Source organism: Stenotrophomonas sp. 05N423 (assembly GCF_056397145.1).
The window spans coordinates 574839-591257 of the sequence record NZ_JBFTMV010000001.1 but is presented as its reverse complement, the minus strand read 5'-3'; the positions used below and the strand labels follow the sequence as shown (position 1 = coordinate 591257).

Annotated in this window: 13 protein-coding genes and 1 tRNA gene; all 14 read right to left on the bottom strand. The window is 66.0% G+C overall.

Features of this window, described 5'->3' with window-relative positions; all coding sequences use genetic code 11:
- Positions 1 to 207: 207 nt before the first annotated feature.
- Positions 208 to 2316, bottom strand: a complete 2109-nt coding sequence (pnp, locus tag AC1DGW_RS02705; RefSeq protein WP_478019117.1) for a polyribonucleotide nucleotidyltransferase — start codon at positions 2314 to 2316, stop codon at positions 208 to 210.
- Between the two features lie 146 nt (positions 2317 to 2462).
- Entirely contained in the window at positions 2463 to 2723 is a 261-nt protein-coding gene (rpsO, locus tag AC1DGW_RS02700; protein ID WP_055769748.1) for a 30S ribosomal protein S15, read from the bottom strand.
- Positions 2724 to 2903: 180 nt separating this feature from the next.
- Positions 2904 to 3815, bottom strand: a complete 912-nt coding sequence (gene truB / locus AC1DGW_RS02695) for a tRNA pseudouridine(55) synthase TruB (protein WP_478019116.1) — start codon at positions 3813 to 3815, stop codon at positions 2904 to 2906.
- A 158-nt stretch (positions 3816 to 3973) separates the two neighbouring features.
- A complete protein-coding gene (rbfA, locus tag AC1DGW_RS02690; RefSeq protein ID WP_478019115.1) occupies positions 3974 to 4357 on the bottom strand; it encodes a 30S ribosome-binding factor RbfA in 384 nt (127 codons plus the stop codon).
- Positions 4358 to 4433: 76 nt separating this feature from the next.
- Positions 4434 to 7100, bottom strand: a complete 2667-nt coding sequence (gene infB, locus AC1DGW_RS02685) for a translation initiation factor IF-2 (protein ID WP_478019114.1) — start codon at positions 7098 to 7100, stop codon at positions 4434 to 4436.
- 95 nt (positions 7101 to 7195) lie between these two features.
- The gene (nusA, locus tag AC1DGW_RS02680; RefSeq protein ID WP_478019113.1) at positions 7196 to 8707 is read right to left on the bottom strand and encodes a transcription termination factor NusA; all 1512 of its coding nucleotides are present in this window, start codon (positions 8705 to 8707) and stop codon (positions 7196 to 7198) included.
- A gap of 4 nt (positions 8708 to 8711) precedes the next feature.
- Positions 8712 to 9302 (bottom strand): ribosome maturation factor RimP, encoded by a 591-nt coding sequence (rimP, locus tag AC1DGW_RS02675; protein ID WP_478019112.1) that lies wholly within the window; start codon positions 9300 to 9302, stop codon positions 8712 to 8714.
- Positions 9303 to 9499: 197 nt separating this feature from the next.
- Positions 9500 to 9576: transfer RNA gene (locus AC1DGW_RS02670), tRNA-Met, on the bottom strand.
- 206 nt (positions 9577 to 9782) lie between these two features.
- A complete protein-coding gene (gene nuoN / locus AC1DGW_RS02665; RefSeq protein WP_478019111.1) occupies positions 9783 to 11243 on the bottom strand; it encodes an NADH-quinone oxidoreductase subunit NuoN in 1461 nt (486 codons plus the stop codon).
- A gap of 37 nt (positions 11244 to 11280) precedes the next feature.
- The gene (locus AC1DGW_RS02660; protein ID WP_478019110.1) at positions 11281 to 12792 is read right to left on the bottom strand and encodes an NADH-quinone oxidoreductase subunit M; all 1512 of its coding nucleotides are present in this window, start codon (positions 12790 to 12792) and stop codon (positions 11281 to 11283) included.
- A 20-nt stretch (positions 12793 to 12812) separates the two neighbouring features.
- Positions 12813 to 14951 carry an NADH-quinone oxidoreductase subunit L gene (nuoL, locus tag AC1DGW_RS02655; protein ID WP_478019109.1) on the bottom strand — a complete coding sequence of 713 codons (2139 nt, stop codon included), beginning with the start codon at positions 14949 to 14951 and terminating at the stop codon, positions 12813 to 12815.
- 7 nt (positions 14952 to 14958) lie between these two features.
- Positions 14959 to 15264, bottom strand: a complete 306-nt coding sequence (nuoK, locus tag AC1DGW_RS02650) for an NADH-quinone oxidoreductase subunit NuoK (protein ID WP_054664875.1) — start codon at positions 15262 to 15264, stop codon at positions 14959 to 14961.
- On the bottom strand, positions 15261 to 15920 hold the full coding sequence (locus tag AC1DGW_RS02645; protein ID WP_478019108.1) for an NADH-quinone oxidoreductase subunit J: 660 nt from the start codon (positions 15918 to 15920) through the stop codon (positions 15261 to 15263). Before AC1DGW_RS02645 ends, nuoK begins: the two co-directional genes overlap by 4 nt.
- A 10-nt stretch (positions 15921 to 15930) precedes the next feature.
- Entirely contained in the window at positions 15931 to 16419 is a 489-nt protein-coding gene (gene nuoI / locus AC1DGW_RS02640) for an NADH-quinone oxidoreductase subunit NuoI (protein ID WP_055769766.1), read from the bottom strand.

The following is a 16419-nucleotide window of genomic DNA, read 5'->3' as shown; positions in this document are numbered from 1 at the left end:
CTGCCGGGACGACGAGACGAGAGCTGTAGGCCAGTCACGCATCCGGAGCGCAGGGAAAGCCGCGCGGAAGCCTTCACTCCCGGAGCCGCAGCGGCAGCTGACCGCCCGTCGGCAACCATGTTCCCCGGAAATGCCAGCGCGGAACATCGCCCAAAAGAAAAGCGGGCCAGAGGCCCGCTTTCCCGGATGAAGCGCAGGTGCCCAGGCTTATTCGGCCGGGGTGCCCTCGCCTTCCTCGACGGCCTTCATCGACAGGCGGATACGACCCTGCTTGTCCACTTCCAGCACCTTGACCTTGACCACGTCGCCTTCCTTCAGCTTGTCGCCGACCTTCTCCACGCGCTCGCTGGAGATCTGCGAGACGTGCACCAGGCCGTCCTTGCCCGGAAGGATGGTGACGAACGCACCGAAGTCCATGATCTTGGCGACCTTGCCTTCGTAGATGCGGCCCGGCTCGACGTCCGAGGTGATCTGCTCGATGCGGCGCTTGGCTTCCTGCGCGGCGGCGTTGTTCACCGAGGCGATGGTGATGGTGCCGTCGTCCTGGATGTCGATCTGGGTGCCGGTTTCCTTGGTGATCGCCTGGATCACCGAACCGCCCTTGCCGATCACTTCGCGGATCTTGTCCGGGTGGATCTTGATGGTCAGCAGGCGCGGGGCATAGTCGCTCAGCTCCTCGCGCGGCGCGGTCAGCGCCTTGGCCATTTCGCCGAGGATGTGCAGGCGGCCGGCCTTGGCCTGCTGCAGCGCCTGCTTCATGATCTCTTCGGTGATGCCTTCGATCTTGATGTCCATCTGCAGCGCGGACACGCCTTCGGAGGTACCGGCGACCTTGAAGTCCATGTCGCCCAGGTGGTCTTCGTCACCCAGGATGTCGCTCAGCACGACGAAACGGTTGTCTTCCTTCACCAGGCCCATGGCAATGCCCGCCACCGGCGCCTTGACCGGCACGCCGGCATCCATCAGCGCCAGCGAGGAACCGCACACCGAAGCCATCGACGAGGAGCCGTTGGATTCGGTGATTTCCGACACCACGCGGATGGTGTACGGGAATTCCTCGATGGTCGGCATCACCGCCAGCACGCCGCGCTTGGCCAGGCGGCCGTGGCCGATCTCGCGGCGCTTGGGCCCCATCATGCGGCCACACTCGCCCACCGAGTACGGCGGGAAGTTGTAATGGAACAGGAAGTTTTCCTTGTACTCGCCGGCGACGGCATCGATGATCTGGCCGTCGCGGGCGGTGCCCAGGGTGGTGACCACGATGGCCTGGGTCTCACCACGGGTGAACAGCGCCGAGCCGTGGGTGCGCGGCAGCACGCCGGCCTTCACGCTGATCGGGCGCACGGTGTCCAGGGCGCGGCCGTCGATGCGGACCTTCGTGTCCAGCACCGAGTTGCGCATGGTGCTGTATTCCAGCTCGCCGAATTCCTTGGACAGCTCGGCCGGGTTCCAGCCCTCGGCAGCGACACGGCCGGCCAGCTGCTCGGTCACGTCCTTCTTGATCGCGGCGATGGCGTCGCGGCGCTGCAGCTTGTCGCGCACCTGGAAGGCGGCGGCCAGCTGGGTGCCGACGGCTTCCTTCAGCGCGGAGATCAGCGCTTCGTTCTTGGCCGGGGCGACCCAGTCGCTCGGCTTGGTGCCGGCTTCGACGGTCAGCTCGTTGATCGCGTTGATGACCTTCTGCATCTCGCGGTGACCGAAGGTCACGGCGCCCAGCATCACCTCTTCGGACAGCAGCGCGGCTTCGGACTCGACCATCAGCACGGCGTTGGCGGTACCGGCCACGACCAGTTCCAGCTGCGATTCCTTCAGTTCCGACACGGTCGGGTTGAGGATGTACTCGCCGTTCTTGTAGCCGACCTTGGCGGCGCCGATCGGGCCCTTGAACGGGGTGCCGGCCAGCGACAGCGCGGCCGAGGCGCCGATCAGGGCGGCGATGTCACCGTCCACTTCCGGGTTCAGCGACATCACCGTGGCGATGATCTGCACTTCGTTCTTGTAGTCTTCCGGGAACAGCGGGCGGATCGGGCGGTCGATCAGGCGCGAGATCAGCGTCTCCTTCTCCGTCGCGCGGCCTTCGCGCTTGAAGAAGCCACCCGGGATGCGGCCACCGGCGTAGAACTTTTCCTGGTAATCAACGGTCAGCGGGAAGAAGTCCTGGCCTTCGCGCGCGCTCTTGGCGGCGACGGCAGTGACCAGCAGCACGGTGTCGTCCATCTTGACGATGACGGCGCCGCTGGCCTGACGGGCGACTTCGCCGGTCTCAAGCGTGACGGTGTGCTTGCCGTACTGGAAGGTTTTGGTGATTTTTGCCACGGAGGGTGTCCTTGGGGATGCTGTCTGCGAATGGACCGTCGGCGACCCTTGTCGCCAGCGGGCGGCCGGTTGTTCCGGCCCGGGAATACTGTTGAACCGCAAAAACAAAACCGCGGCGCATCGCTGCGCCGCGGAGGGGTTGCTGCTTAGCGACGCAGGCCAAGCTTTTCGATCAGGCCCTTGTAGCGCTCGACGTCCTTCTTCTTCAGGTAGTCGAGCAGGCTGCGGCGGCGGTTGACCAGCTGCAGCAGGCCGCGGCGGCTGTGGTGATCCTTTTTGTGGAGCTTGAAGTGTTCGGTCAGCTGCTCGATGCGGGCGGTCAGCAGGGCCACCTGGACTTCCGGCGAACCGGTGTCGTTGGCGCCGCGCTTGTTGTCTTCAATAACTTTCTGGGTGTCGATCGACATGATGTTTTCTCTGGATGCGTGGCCGGCAGGAACGTGCTGATGACGCACCGCGCAGCTCGCCGTTTAAGGAAGGCGGCCCGCCGACGGCGGACCGGTGCCCGACAAAGGGCCGCAGAATTGTAACGATCCGCGCCTGCCGCCACAAGGCGCAGCGTGTTTCCGCCCGCAGGCCGCGGCCGGTCAGAGGTTGAAACGGCGCTGCGGCGCCAGCATCCCGGCGGCATCCACCTGCCCCAGCCCGAGCGCCTTGCCGTCGTCGGCGAATACCGCCACCAGCCCGTGCGGCCATGCCGGCTCGCGCAGCCGCTGCCCCATGCAGAAGCGTTGCGCGCGGGCGGCGTCCAGCTCGACCCGGCCGAAATGGCTCAGCCCGGCGTCCAGCGGCAGCAGCCAATCCAGCAGGGCCGCATCGTCCCCGCCTTCAGCCACGGTGCGCAGTTCATCCAGGCCGATCATGCGTGGCGACAGGAACGGCTCCACCCACAACCGGCGCAGCGCGGTGATGTGGGCACCGCAGCCCAGCCGCTCGCCCAGGTCGCGGGCGATGCTCCGGATGTAGGTGCCCGAACCGCAGGTCACGCGCAGGCGCAGCCGTTCCGGCTGCTGTTCCAGCACCTCGATGGACTGCACGTGGACATCCCGCTCCGGCGCCTCGATGGCCTCGCCGCGGCGCGCCTTCACATACAGCGGCTCGCCGCCCTGCTTCAGCGCCGAGTAGATGGGCGCGCGCTGGCGGATGTGCCCGGTCAGCGGCTCCAGTGCCTGGCGCAGCGCCTGCGCGTCGATGGCCGGCACCGGGCGCTGCCGCAGCACCGCGCCGTCGGCATCATCGGTATCGGTGGTCGCGCCCAGAGCGATCTCCGCGTCGTAGGCCTTGGCCGACCCCAGCAGCAGGCCGGCGATCTTGGTCGCCTCGCCGAAGCACAGCGGCAGCAGGCCGGTGGCCAGCGGGTCGAGGCTGCCGGTATGCCCGCCCTTCTCCGCCCGGAACAGGCGCCGCGCCACCTGCAGCGCGGTGTTGGAGCTCATGCCGGCGGGCTTGTCGAGCAGGACGATGCCATCCAGGCGGCGGAATTGGATACGGGGACGCATGGAACACCCTTCTCGGGCCGGCGCGGTCGTCCGCATGCCGGCGGGAACAGGAGGAAACCGGCACCCTGCCGCCAGCAGGACCGGAAGCGACGGATGTCGTGAGGTAAAAAGAGGATGCCCAGCCGGGATGGCCGGCGCAATGCCGGTCCGGACCGGACTTATTTGTCGTCGGCGTCGCCGCCGGCCTGGGCCGCCTGCGTATCCGGCAGGTCGCGCAGCAGGTTGTCGATGCGCTCGCCGCGGTCCACCGAGTCGTCGTAGTGGAAATGCAGCTCCGGCACATGGCGCAGCTTCATCGCCCGGGCCAGGCCCATGCGCAGCTCGCCAGCCAGCTCGCGCAGGCCCTTGACCGCCTCGACCGAACGCTCCGGCATCAGCGCGGTGACGAACACCTTGGCATGGGCCATGTCGCGGGTGACTTCCACGTCCGAGACGCTGACCGACGGCAGCCCATGCTCGCGCACGGCGGCATGCACCAGCGTGCCCAGATCGCGGCGGATCTGCGCGGAAACTCGGTCGGTACGGTGGAAAGTCTTGGGCACGGAATCTCGCTCGTCTGGTTGCTGCGGGGGAAAGCGCGGCCGGCCCGCGTCGTGCGGGCCGGCCGGTACTGCGTTGTTACAGGGTGCGCGGCACTTCGATGCGCTCGAAGCATTCGATCTGGTCGCCGGCCTTGACGTCGTTGTAGGCCTTCACGCCGATACCGCACTCGGTACCGTTGCGGACCTCTTCCACGTTCTCCTTGAAGCGGCGCAGCGATTCCAGTTCGCCTTCGAACACCACCACGCTGTCGCGCAGCACGCGGATCGGCTTGTTCCGCTTGACCACGCCCTCGATGACCATGCAGCCGGCAATGGCGCCCAGCTTCGAGCTGCGGAAGACATCGCGGACCTCGGCGATACCGATGATCTCTTCGCGGATCTCCACGCCCAGCAGACCCGAAGCCACCTGCTTCACCTGGTCGATCACGTCATAGATGATCGAGAAGTAACGCAGGTCGATGCCGTTGGATTCGATGATGCGACGGGCCGAAGCATCCGCGCGCACATTGAAGCCGATGACCGTCGCCTTGGAGGCCGCCGCCGAATTGGCGTCCGACTCGGTGATGCCGCCCACGCCGGAATGGATCACGTTGATCCGGATTTCGTCATTGGACAGCCCCACCAGCGACTGGCTCAGCGCCTGCACCGAGCCCTGGACGTCGGCCTTGATCAGCAGGTTCAGCACCTGCTGGCCTTCGCCCTTGCCCATCTGCGCCATGATGTCTTCCATGCGGCTGCCCGCCGTGGCGACCAGGCGCGACTCGCGGCGCTTGGTCTCGCGCTGCTGCGCCACGTCCTTGGCCAGGCGCTCGTCCTCGACGACCACGAAGTCGTCGCCGGCGTCCGGCACGCCGGACAGGCCCAGCACCTGCACCGGGATCGACGGGCCGGCCTCGGCAACCTGCCGGCCGGTTTCGTCGAACAGTGCGCGCACGCGGCCGTACTGGATGCCGCACACCAGGTAGTCGCCCTTCTTGAGCTGGCCCTGCTGCACCAGCACCGTCGCGACCGGGCCACGGCCCTTGTCCAGCGAGGATTCGATGACCACGCCGGCGGCGCGGCCTTCGGCCACGGCCTTCAACTCCAGCAGTTCGGCCTGGATCGAAATCGCATCCAGCAGGTCGTCGATGCCCTGGCCGGTCTTGGCCGAGATCTCCACCATCTGCGTGTCGCCACCGAAATCCTCGGCCACGACCTGCTCGGCGAGCAGTTCGTTCTTGACCCGCATGGGGTCGGCCGACGACTTGTCGATCTTGTTGATCGCCACCACGATCGGCGCGTTGGCCGCGCGGGCGTGCTGGATGGCTTCCCTGGTCTGCGGCATGACGCCGTCGTCGGCCGCCACCACCACCACCACCACGTCGGTCAGCTGCGCGCCGCGGGCGCGCATCGAGGTGAACGCGGCGTGGCCCGGGGTGTCGAGGAAGCTGATCACGCCCTTCGGCGTCTCCACGTGGTACGCGCCGATGTGCTGGGTGATGCCGCCGGCTTCGCCATTGGCGACCTTGGTGCGGCGGATGTAGTCCAGCAGCGAGGTCTTGCCGTGGTCGACGTGGCCCATGATGGTGACCACCGGCGGACGCGGCACGGCGTCGCCCTGGTCGACATCGGTAATGGCCAGCAGCGCGTCTTCGGCATCGTTGTTGCCGGCACGCACCACCTTGTGGCCGAGCTCCTCGGTCACCAGCGCGGCGGTGTCGTGGTCGATGGACTGGGTGATGGTCGCCATCACGCCCATCTTGAACAGCGCCTTGACCACCTCACCGCCCTTCAGCGCCAGCTTCTGCGCCAGATCGGCCACGGTGATGGTGTCGCCGATGGCGACCTCGCGCACCACCGGCGCGGTCGGACGCTCGAAGCCATGGCTGCCGCCACCGCCGCGGGACTGCTCGTTGCCGCGACGCCCCTGCGGCGCACGCGCGCCCGGACGGCCACGCGAATTGCTGTTGTTGCCGCGGCGGGCGCGGTCGGACGGCGACAGGTGCAGCTGACCGCCGAAGCGCTTGCCACCCTCATCCTCCGACTGACCGCCACGGGACTTGTTGCCCGGCTTGGCATGTGCGCTGCCGCGCTCGTCGCGCGCAGGTGCCGGCGCCGGCGTCGCAGGACGCGGCGTGGCCGAGGTGTTGCGCGCAGGACGCGGCGTCAGCGTCTCGATGATCGGCTGCCTGACGGCCGGCGCCGCAGGCGCAGCCTTGGCTGCTTCAGCCGCCTTGGCAGCATCCTCCGCGGCCTGGCGCTCGGCTTCCACGCGCTCGCGCTCGGCATCCTCGACCGCCTTCTGGCGTGCCACGATCTCCTCGTCGCGCGCACGGTCCTTCTCGGCCAGCATGCGCTGCTCGTCGAGGTTGCGCTGGCGCGACTCCTCGAGCTTGCGCAGGATCTCGGCGCGCTCGGCATTCGCATCCATCGGCGCACCGGCAGCCGGCTTGACGTAGGTACGCTTCTGGCGCACCTCGACATTGACCGTGGTCTTGCTGCGGCCGGCATTGACGGTCACTTCCTGCTGCGTACGGCGGCTCAGGGTGATCTTCTTCGGCGCGGCGTCAGCCTCGTCGGCGACCTGCTCGTCCTTGCCGTGCGAACGGCGAAGGAAACCGAGCAGCTTCACTTTCTCGGCGCTGGTCACGACCTGGTCGGGACCGCTGAACTTCATGCCGGCCTGGGCCAGCTGTTCCAGCAGTTTCTCCACCGGCGTGTTGACCAGTTGGGCGAGCTTGCGGATGGTGGTTTGCTGCGACATTCGGATCCTATGATCTTGTTGGCGCCCCCTCGATACGGACGAAGGCAGCGCGGAGTCTACGCCCTGAGCGGCTCAGGGCACTGTTCATCGCTGGCTCATTCGCCGCGCTCCAGACGGGCGATCTCCTCGGCGCGGGCGGCCAGGACCAGCGCCGCTGCGCGTTCCAGGTCCATGCCTTCGATGCCGAACTCCAGGATCTCGTCGGCAGCCAGGTCCGACAGATCCTCACTCGTGCGCACGCCGTTGCCGGCCAGCGCATAGGCCGTTGCCTCGTCCATGCCCGGCAGTGCCAGCAGGTCCTCGGCCGGCACGCCTTCCTCGGCGCCCTCTTCCACTGCCAGCGCTTCGTTCAGCAGTGCATCGCGGGCGCGGGCACGCAGTTCCTCGACGATGTCCTCGTCGAAGCCCTCCACCGCCAGCAGCTCGCCGATCGGCACGTAGGCGATTTCCTCGACGGTGCTGAAGCCCTCGCTGACCAGGATGCCGGCGATTTCCTCGTCCACTTCCAGCTTGTCCATGAACAGCTGGCGGGCGACGGTCTGCTCGGCTTCCGACTTGGCGGTGACCTGGTCCTGGGTCATCACGTTGAGCTGCCAGCCGGTCAGGCGGCTGGCCAGGCGCACGTTCTGGCCGCCCTTGCCGATGGCCTGGGCCAGGCGCTCTTCGGCCACGGCCAGGTCCATCGAGTGCCTTTCCTCATCGACGATGATGGACTGCACCTCGGCCGGCGCCATCGCGTTGATGACGAAATTGGCCGGATTCTCGTTCCACAGCACGATGTCCACGCGCTCGCCGTTGAGCTCGTTGCTCACGGCCTGCACGCGTGAACCGCGCATGCCGATGCAGGCGCCGATCGGGTCGGTACGGCTGTCGTGGGCGATGACGGCGATCTTGGCGCGGTCGCCCGGATCGCGGGCGCAGGCCTTGATCTCGACCAGGCCCTGGCCGACTTCCGGCACTTCCAGCTTGAACAGCTCGATCATGAATTCCGGCGCGGCGCGGCTGATGAACAGCTGCGGGCCGCGCGGCTCGGAACGCACTTCGGCCAGGTAACCGCGCACGCGGTCGCCGGCACGCAGCACATCGCGCGGAATGCCCTTGTCCTTCGGAATGAAGGCCTCGGCATTTCCGCCCAGATCGACGTAGATGTTGCCGCGCTCGGCGCGCTTGACCACGCCGGTCACCAGTTCGCCGACGCGATCCTTCCACGCGTCCACGACCTGCTGGCGCTCGGCTTCGCGCACGCGCTGCACGATCACCTGCTTGGCGGCCTGCGCGGCGATGCGACCGAAGTCGGGGTTCTCGATCTGCTCCTCGATGTAGTCGCCGATCTCGACGCCATCGGCCTCGTCGATCGCGTCCATCATGCGGATCTGGCGGTCCGGCGATTCCATCACCACGTCGTCGGCCACGACCTCCCAGCGACGGAAGGTCTCGTAGCTGCCGTCCTTGTGGTCGATCGATACACGCGCCAGCACGTCCTGGTCCGCATAGCGCTTCTTCGCCGCCGAGGCGAGCGCGGCCTCGATCGCATCGAAGATCACTTCGCGCGGCACGCCTTTCTCATTGGCGACCGCGTCGACTACCAGCAGAAGTTCCTTGCTCATCGGCTTACTCCGCGCGCGGCTTTCGGGCCGCGGTTTCGTTATTGGATTTGTTCTTGGCCGCGCCGCCCTGCTTGGGGGCCGGACCGGTCGGTTTGGTCGGAGCCAGGCCAAGCGCGGCCCAGTCCGGAATGATGCGCGCCTTGTCGATGTTGTCGAAGGCGGCCACGAAAGGCCTGCCATCGACGACGAAGGTCACGGTGCCGGCGCCGGCATCCACTGCAGCGATCTCGCCCTGCAGGCGGCGGCGATTCTCCTGCGGCAGCTTCAGGCCCACCTTTGCGGACTGGCCCAGGTGCTGCTCGAAGTGCTCCAGCGTGAACAGCGGGCGATCCACGCCCGGCGAGGACACTTCCAGCGTGTAATTGCCGCTGATCGGATCCTCGACGTCCAGCTGCGCGGACACCTCGCGGCTCACCCGCTCGCAGTCGTCGATGTTGACCATGCGCTCGGGCTGCTCGGCCAGCGGCACGTCGATGTACAGACGCAGCGTCGCGCCGCCCGGCGCCGGCAGATACTCGGCACCCAGCAGGTCCAGGCCGAGCGCCTGCACGGTGGGGCCCAGCAGATTAGCGATTTCAGTAGCCTTGTCGCTCACAGCCTGCCTTGATTTCGATGATGGGGAACGGGAAAACCCAGCCGGACTTTTCGTTTTGCGGAAACAACAAAGGGCCCGACTGGGCCCTTTGTCCGATATGAATCCGGTGACTGGATTCCGGTTGCAGGAACGGAAGCAATCGTTCCTACGAGCCCAGATTCAGCCTTCGACAACAAATTGTTGAAGAAGGCCGGAACTGGTAGCGGGGGCAGGATTTGAACCTGCGACCTTCGGGTTATGAGCCCGACGAGCTGCCAGACTGCTCCACCCCGCAGCAGAAGCGGAATTATGAAGTAATTGGACCGTTACCGCAAGTCTTTTTTACCTCATTGTTTCAGGAGACCCGAGGGTTCCACTGAAACCCGGAACGATTCCGTTCCGGTCGGCCATCTTCCGATGGCCCGGCGATACCGGCTTGCCGGCGTCACCATCAACTCAGGGCGCGCATATTACATGAATCGCGCCGTTTTGTATCGCTTTTTATGACAAATGTGCAAATGCGTTGCGCATCCAGGCCAACAGCGGCCCCAAGGCCACCGGCAGCACCAGCAGTGCCACGCAGTTCACGCCCAGCACGATGCCCAGGATGCGGTCATTGTTGCGCGGCAGCGGCTCGCCCACCGGCTCGTCGAAATACATGACCTTGACCACGCGCAGGTAGTAGAAGCAGCCCACCACCGCACTGATCACGGCCAGGATCACCAGCCACAGCAGGCCGCCATTGACCGCGGCGCCCAGCACCGCCAGCTTGGCCCAGAAGCCCAGGAACGGCGGGATGCCGGCCAGCGAGAACATGGCGCACAGCATCAGCCCGGCCATCCACGGGTTGCGTGCGTTCAGGCCCTTGAAGTCGTCGATGCTCTCGGCCTCGAAGCCGGCGCGCGACAGGGCGATGATCACGCCGAAGGCCGCGGTGGACATGATCGCGTAGGCCACGGCGTAGAACATCGCCGCCGAGTAGCCCGCCGCGCCGCCGCCGGCCACGCCCATCAGCAGGAAGCCAATATGCGAGACGGTCGAATAGGCCAGCATGCGCTTGAGGTTGACCTGGGCGATGGCCATCAGGTTGCCGACCACCAGCGACAGCGCCGACAGGCCCGTCAGCACGTACTGCAGCTCGGTCGACAGCGGACCGACGCCGGCTTCCAGCAGGCGATAGGCCATGCCGAACGCGGCCAGCTTCGGCGCCGAGCTGATGAACAGCGCGATCGGCGCCGGGGCGCCCTGGTAGACGTCCGGCAGCCACATGTGGAACGGCGCGGCGCCGAGCTTGAAGGCGACGCCGGCGACCATGAACACCGCGCCGGTCAGCAGCAGCATGCGTTCGTCCGAATGCGCGGCGGCAGCGTGGATCACGTCCAGGTGCAGCGAGCCGGTGGCGCCGTAGATCAGCGACATGCCGTACAGCAGCAGGCCCGAAGCCAGCGAGCCGAGCACGATGTACTTCATGCCCGCTTCGGCGGCCAGCTTGTTCTCGCGGTTGCTGGCGACCAGCGCGTAGGAGCACAGCGCCAGCAGTTCCAGTCCCAGGTAGACCATCAGCAGGCTGCCGGCCGAAACCAGGATCATCATGCCCGCCGTGGCGAACAGGATCAGCACCGCGATCTCGCCCTGGTACAGGCTGCGCTCGCGCAGATAGCTCCAGCCGTAGATCAGGGTCAGGCCGCTGACCAGCACCACCACGGTCTTCATGATGTCGGCGGCGTTGTCGCGGATGAACATGCCATGGAACGCCTCGCCCTGCCCGCCCACGCCGCCCAGCAGCAGCGCGAAGGCGATGGCGAGGATGGCGACCGACAGGAAGTGGGTCCAGACCTTGTGGCGGTTGCTGATGAACAGGTCGAGGATCAGCAGGGCGAAGGCCCCGCCGATCACCACCAGTTCTGGCAGCAGCGGCGGGAGGTCGGCGGCGGTCAACGGCAGTAGCGTCGGCGTTGTCATCATCAAATCCTGGAATCAATACTCTCGACGGGGCCGCTTACAGCAGCTTGCTCGATGCGATCTGCATCGCCAGCTTGGCGATGGAGGGCTCCATCAGTTCGGTCAGCGGCCGCGGATACACGCCCAGTGCCAGCGTACCGACGGCGAACACGCCCAGCACCAGCCATTCGCGCCCGTTGATGTCCTTCATCTCGGCCACGTGGGCATTGCCCACCTCGCCGAAGAACACGCGCTTGTACAGCCACAGCGAATAGGCCGCGCCGATGATCAGCGTCGTGGCAGCGCCCAGCGCCACCAGCGGCTCCCACTGGAAGCTGGCCAGCACCACCATGAACTCGCCGACGAAACCGCTGGTGCCCGGCAGGCCGGAGTTGGCCATGAAGAACAGCAGCGCGAAAGCGGCGAACCACGGCATCACGTTGACCACGCCGCCGTAGTCGGCGATGCGACGGGTATGCAGGCGGTCGTAGAGCACGCCGATGCAGGAGAACATCGCGCCGGACACGAAGCCGTGCGAGATCATCTGCACCATCGCACCCTGCAGGCCCAGGCGCGCGGCATCGGCATTGCCGGCCTCGCGCACCAGCCACAGGGCGGTGAAGGTGCCCAGGGTAACGAAGCCCATGTGCGCGACCGAGGAATAGGCCACCAGCTTCTTCATGTCGTCCTGCACCAGCGCCACCAGGCCGACGTAGATCACCGCCACCAGCGACAGCGCGATCACCAGCCAGGCCCACTCGGCGCTGGCGTCCGGCACGATCGGCAGGTTGAAGCGCAGGAAACCGTAGCCGCCGATCTTCAGCGCAATGGCGGCCAGGATCACCGAACCGGCGGTCGGCGCTTCCACGTGCGCGTCCGGCAGCCAGGTGTGCACCGGGAACATCGGCACCTTGACCGCGAAGGCGATCAGGAACGCGAAGAATATCCACGTCTGCTCCCGCGCCGACAGCTGCAGCTGATACAGGTCGGCCAGCTGGAAGCTGCCGCCCTTGATGTACAGGTAGATCAGCGCCACCAGCATCAGCACCGAACCGAGGAAGGTGTACAGGAAGAACTTCAGCGCGGCGTAGATGCGGCGCGGGCCACCCCAGACGCCGATGATCAGGAACATCGGGATCAGCATGGCTTCGAAGAACACGTAGAACAGCATCGCGTCGGTGGCGGCGAAGATGCCCACCGTCACGCCTTCCAGGATCAGGAAGGCGGCCACGTACTGGTTCACGCGCTTGTCGATCACGCCCCAGGCGCCGATCAGCGCCAACACGCCCACCAGGGTGGTCAGCAGCACCAGCGCGATGGCGATGCCGTCGACGGCCAGGTTGTAGCCGATGCCGTAGGCCGGGATCCAGGGGTGCTGCTCGACGAACTGCATCACCTCGGCGGCGGCGCGGTCATAACCGGCGAGCAGGCCGAGGCTCAACAGGAAGGTGAGCAGTGCCACCGCCAGGGACGCCCATCGGGCGGCCTGGGCGTTGCGCACGGCAAGAATCAACGCACCGCCGAGGATCGGCAGCCAGATGAGGATACTGAGTAGGGGCCAGTTCGACACGTCTTCTTATTCCGTACAGGTCAACGCCAGAAATGCATCAGCAGGCCCAGCAGGGCAATCAGGCCGATGATCATCACGAAGGCGTAGTGGTAGAGGAAACCGGATTGGGTGCGGCGCAGCAGGTTGGCGGCCAGTTCGACCACGCGGGCCGCTCCGTTCACCACTCCGTCCACCACGTTGCTGTCCACGGCGCGGGCGGCCTTGCCGAGCTTGACGCTGCCGCCTGCGAAACCATCGATCCACAGCTTGTCGAAGCCGTACTTGTTCTCCAGCACCGATACCACCGGCGCCAGGGCCTTGCGGGACTGGCCGGCCAGCTCCGGCTTCCAGATGTAGAACACCCAGGCCAGGACGAAACCGGCGACGGTCAGGATGAACGCCGGCGCGGTCAGGCCATGCAGCGCGAACTGCACGGCGCCATGCCAGCCTTCCTTGCCCACCGCGGCGATGGTGTCGCGCGCCGGATCGTAGAAGTCGACGATGCCGGTGAAGAAGGACATCACCTGCCCCGGAATGCCGTTGCCGCTGGCGTGGCCGGCCCAGTCGGTGCCGAACAGCATCGGACCGGCGGTGAAGAAGCCGATGAGGATCGACGGAATCGCCAGCAGGACCAGCGGCAGGGTCACCACCCACGGCGACTCGTGCGGCTCGTGCGCGCCGTGGCCATGATGGTCGTCACGGTGATGGGCGTCGTGACCGTGGTCGTCATGCGCGTCGCGGAAGCGTTCCTTGCCGAAGAAGGTCAGGAACAGCAGGCGGAAGCTGTAGAAGCTGGTGACGATCACGCCGCCCAGCACCGCCCAGTAACCGTAGGTCGCCACCCAGCTGTCGGACGCGTGGGCATGCAGCTCGGCCGCCTCGATGATGGTGTCCTTCGAGTAGAAGCCGGAGAAGAACGGCGTGCCGACCAGCGCCAGCGTGCCGATCCACATGGTGATGTGGGTGATCGGCATGTACTTGCGCAGGCCGCCCATCTTCATCATGTTCTGCTCGTGGTGCATGCCGATGATGACCGAGCCGGCACCCAGGAACAGCAGCGCCTTGAAGAAGGCGTGGGTCATCAGGTGGAACACCGCGCCCGAGTAGGCGGACACGCCCAGTGCAACGGTCATGTAGCCCAGCTGCGACAGCGTCGAGTAGGCGACCACGCGCTTGATGTCGTTCTGCACGATGCCGATCAGGCCGGTGAAGAAGGCCGTGGTCGCACCGATGAAGAGGATGAAGTTCAGCGCCGTCTGCGACAGCTCGAACAGCGGCGACATGCGGGTGACCATGAAGATGCCGGCGGTCACCATGGTCGCGGCATGGATCAGCGCCGAGATCGGGGTCGGGCCTTCCATCGAGTCCGGCAGCCACACGTGCAGCGGCACCTGGGCCGACTTGCCCATCGCGCCGATGAACAGGCAGATGCAGATCAGGGTGGCGATCGACCAGATCACCGGTTCGCCCAGCACCTGCACCGGATGGCCGAACAGGTTGATCGAGCCTGACCACACCTGGATCAGCGCGTTCGGATCGTTCAGCAGCGGCGCGTTGGCGAACACGGTCGCGTAGTCCAGGGTGCCGAACACCCACAGCACGCCCGCGATGCCCAGCAGGAAGCCGAAGTCGCCCACGCGGTTGACCAGGAAGGCCTTCATGTTGGCGAAGATCGCGCTCGGCTTCCTGAAGTAGAAACCGATCAGCAGGTACGACACCAGGCCCACCGCTTCCCAGCCGAAGAACAGCTGCAGGAAGTTGTTGCTCATCACCAGGGTGAGCATGGAGAAGGTGAACAGCGAGATGTAACTGAAGAAGCGCTGGTAACCGTCATCGTCGGACATGTAGCCGATCGAGTAGATGTGCACCAGCAGCGACACGAAGGTCACCACCACCATCATCATCGCGGTCAGGCGGTCGACCATGAAGCCGACGTGGGCCGAGTACTGGCCGACTTCGAAGAAGGTGTAGATGTTCTGGTTGAACGGCTGCGCCCCGCCCCACAGCAGCTGGTACAGGGTGTGCATCGACAGCGCGCAGCTGACCGCCACGCCGAGGATGGTGGCGTACTGGGCGCCCTTGCGCCCCACCTGGCGACCGAACAGGCCGGCGATGATGCTGCCGAACAGCGGTGCCAGCACCACTGCGATCAACAGACTCTTGGAGAGAGTGATTTCCATCTGTGGGTCAGCCCTTCAACGAATCGACTTCGCCCACGTTGATGGTGTGGCGGGTACGGAACAGGGTCACCAGGATCGCGAGGCCGATGGCGGCTTCCGCCGCGGCCACGGTCAGGATGAAGAACACGAACAGCTGGCCGGCGGTATCGCCGAGCTGGCGCGAGAAGGCGACGAAGTTGATGTTCACCGACAGCAGCATCAACTCGATCGACATCAGCAGCACGATGATGTTCTTGCGGTTGAGGAAGATGCCGGCGACGGAGATGCAGAACATCACCGCGCCAAGAGCGAGCATGTGGCCCAGGGAAATCATGGCTTGGCCTCCTCGCCGCCTTCGTTGTGCTTGGTATCGGTCAGCACGACCGGCTTCTCGGCCGCCATCTTCACGATGCGCAGGCGGTCGCTGGCGCGGACGCGGGTCTGCTCGGACGGATTCTGCGTCTTCACGCCGGTGCGGCGGCGCAGGGTCAGCATCACCGCGGCGATCACCGCCACGGTCAGGATCACTGCGGCGAACTCGAACGGCAGCAGGTATTCGGTGAACAGGCTGCGCGCCAGCCAGGTGATGTTGGAGTTGTCAGCGGCGACGGCGGCGGCGTTGTCTGCCGGGAACGGCGCGGCCGTGCGGGCCTTGATGCCGATCAGGGTCAGCATCTGCACCAGCATCACCACCGCGACCACCAGGCCGACCGGCAGGTAGCGCACCCAGCCTTCGCGCAGGCTGGCGGTTTCCACGTCCAGCATCATCACCACGAACAGGAACAGCACCATCACCGCGCCGACGTACACCAGCACCAGGGTGACGCCCAGGAACTCGGCGCCGACCAGCAGCCAGACGCAGGCGACGGAGAAGAACGTCAGGATCAGGCACAGCACGGCATACACCGGGTTGCGCACGCTGATCACCGACAGGGCCGAAAGCCCCGCCACGATCGAGAAGAACCAGAAAGCGATATTTACCCAATCCATCTTTCGGTCCTCAGCGGAAGGCGGCGTCGGCGGCACGGCGCTCGGCGATCTCGGCTTCCAGCCGATCACCGATGGCCAGCAGCTGCGGCTTGGTGACGATGTTCTCGCCACGGTTCTCGAAGTGGTACTCGAGGATGTGGGTTTCCACGATCGAGTCCACCGGGCAGCTCTCCTCGCAGAAACCGCAGAAGATGCACTTGAACAGGTCGATGTCGTAGCGCGTGGTGCGGCGGGTGCCGTCCTCGCGCTTGGCCGAGTCGATGGTGATCGCCAGCGCCGGGCACACCGCCTCGCACAGCTTGCAGGCGATGCAGCGCTCCTCGCCATTCGGGTAGCGGCGCAGCGCGTGCAGGCCGCGGAAGCGCGGCGACTGCGGGAACTTCTCCATCGGGTACAGCACGGTGTACTTCGGCTTGAACGCGTACTTCAGCGTCAGCCACATGCCGGAGACAAGCTCCAGCAGCAGCAGGCTCTTGAAATAGTGGGTGATCTTTTTCAT

Excerpts from the sequence above, each read along its gene's own strand:
- rpsO (WP_055769748.1), bottom strand. The coding sequence starts at position 2,723 with ATGTCGATCGACACCCAGAAAGTTATTGAAGACAACAAGCGCGGCGCC.
- truB (WP_478019116.1), bottom strand. The coding sequence starts at position 3,815 with ATGCGTCCCCGTATCCAATTCCGCCGCCTGGATGGCATCGTCCTGCTC.
- infB (WP_478019114.1), bottom strand. The coding sequence starts at position 7,100 with ATGTCGCAGCAAACCACCATCCGCAAGCTCGCCCAACTGGTCAACACG.
- nusA (WP_478019113.1), bottom strand. The coding sequence starts at position 8,707 with ATGAGCAAGGAACTTCTGCTGGTAGTCGACGCGGTCGCCAATGAGAAA.
- nuoN (WP_478019111.1), bottom strand. The coding sequence starts at position 11,243 with ATGACAACGCCGACGCTACTGCCGTTGACCGCCGCCGACCTCCCGCCG.
- nuoL (WP_478019109.1), bottom strand. The coding sequence starts at position 14,951 with ATGGAAATCACTCTCTCCAAGAGTCTGTTGATCGCAGTGGTGCTGGCA.
- nuoK (WP_054664875.1), bottom strand. The coding sequence starts at position 15,264 with ATGATTTCCCTGGGCCACATGCTCGCTCTTGGCGCGGTGATGTTCTGC.
- AC1DGW_RS02645 (WP_478019108.1), bottom strand. The coding sequence starts at position 15,920 with ATGGATTGGGTAAATATCGCTTTCTGGTTCTTCTCGATCGTGGCGGGG.
- nuoI (WP_055769766.1), bottom strand. The coding sequence starts at position 16,419 with ATGAAAAAGATCACCCACTATTTCAAGAGCCTGCTGCTGCTGGAGCTT.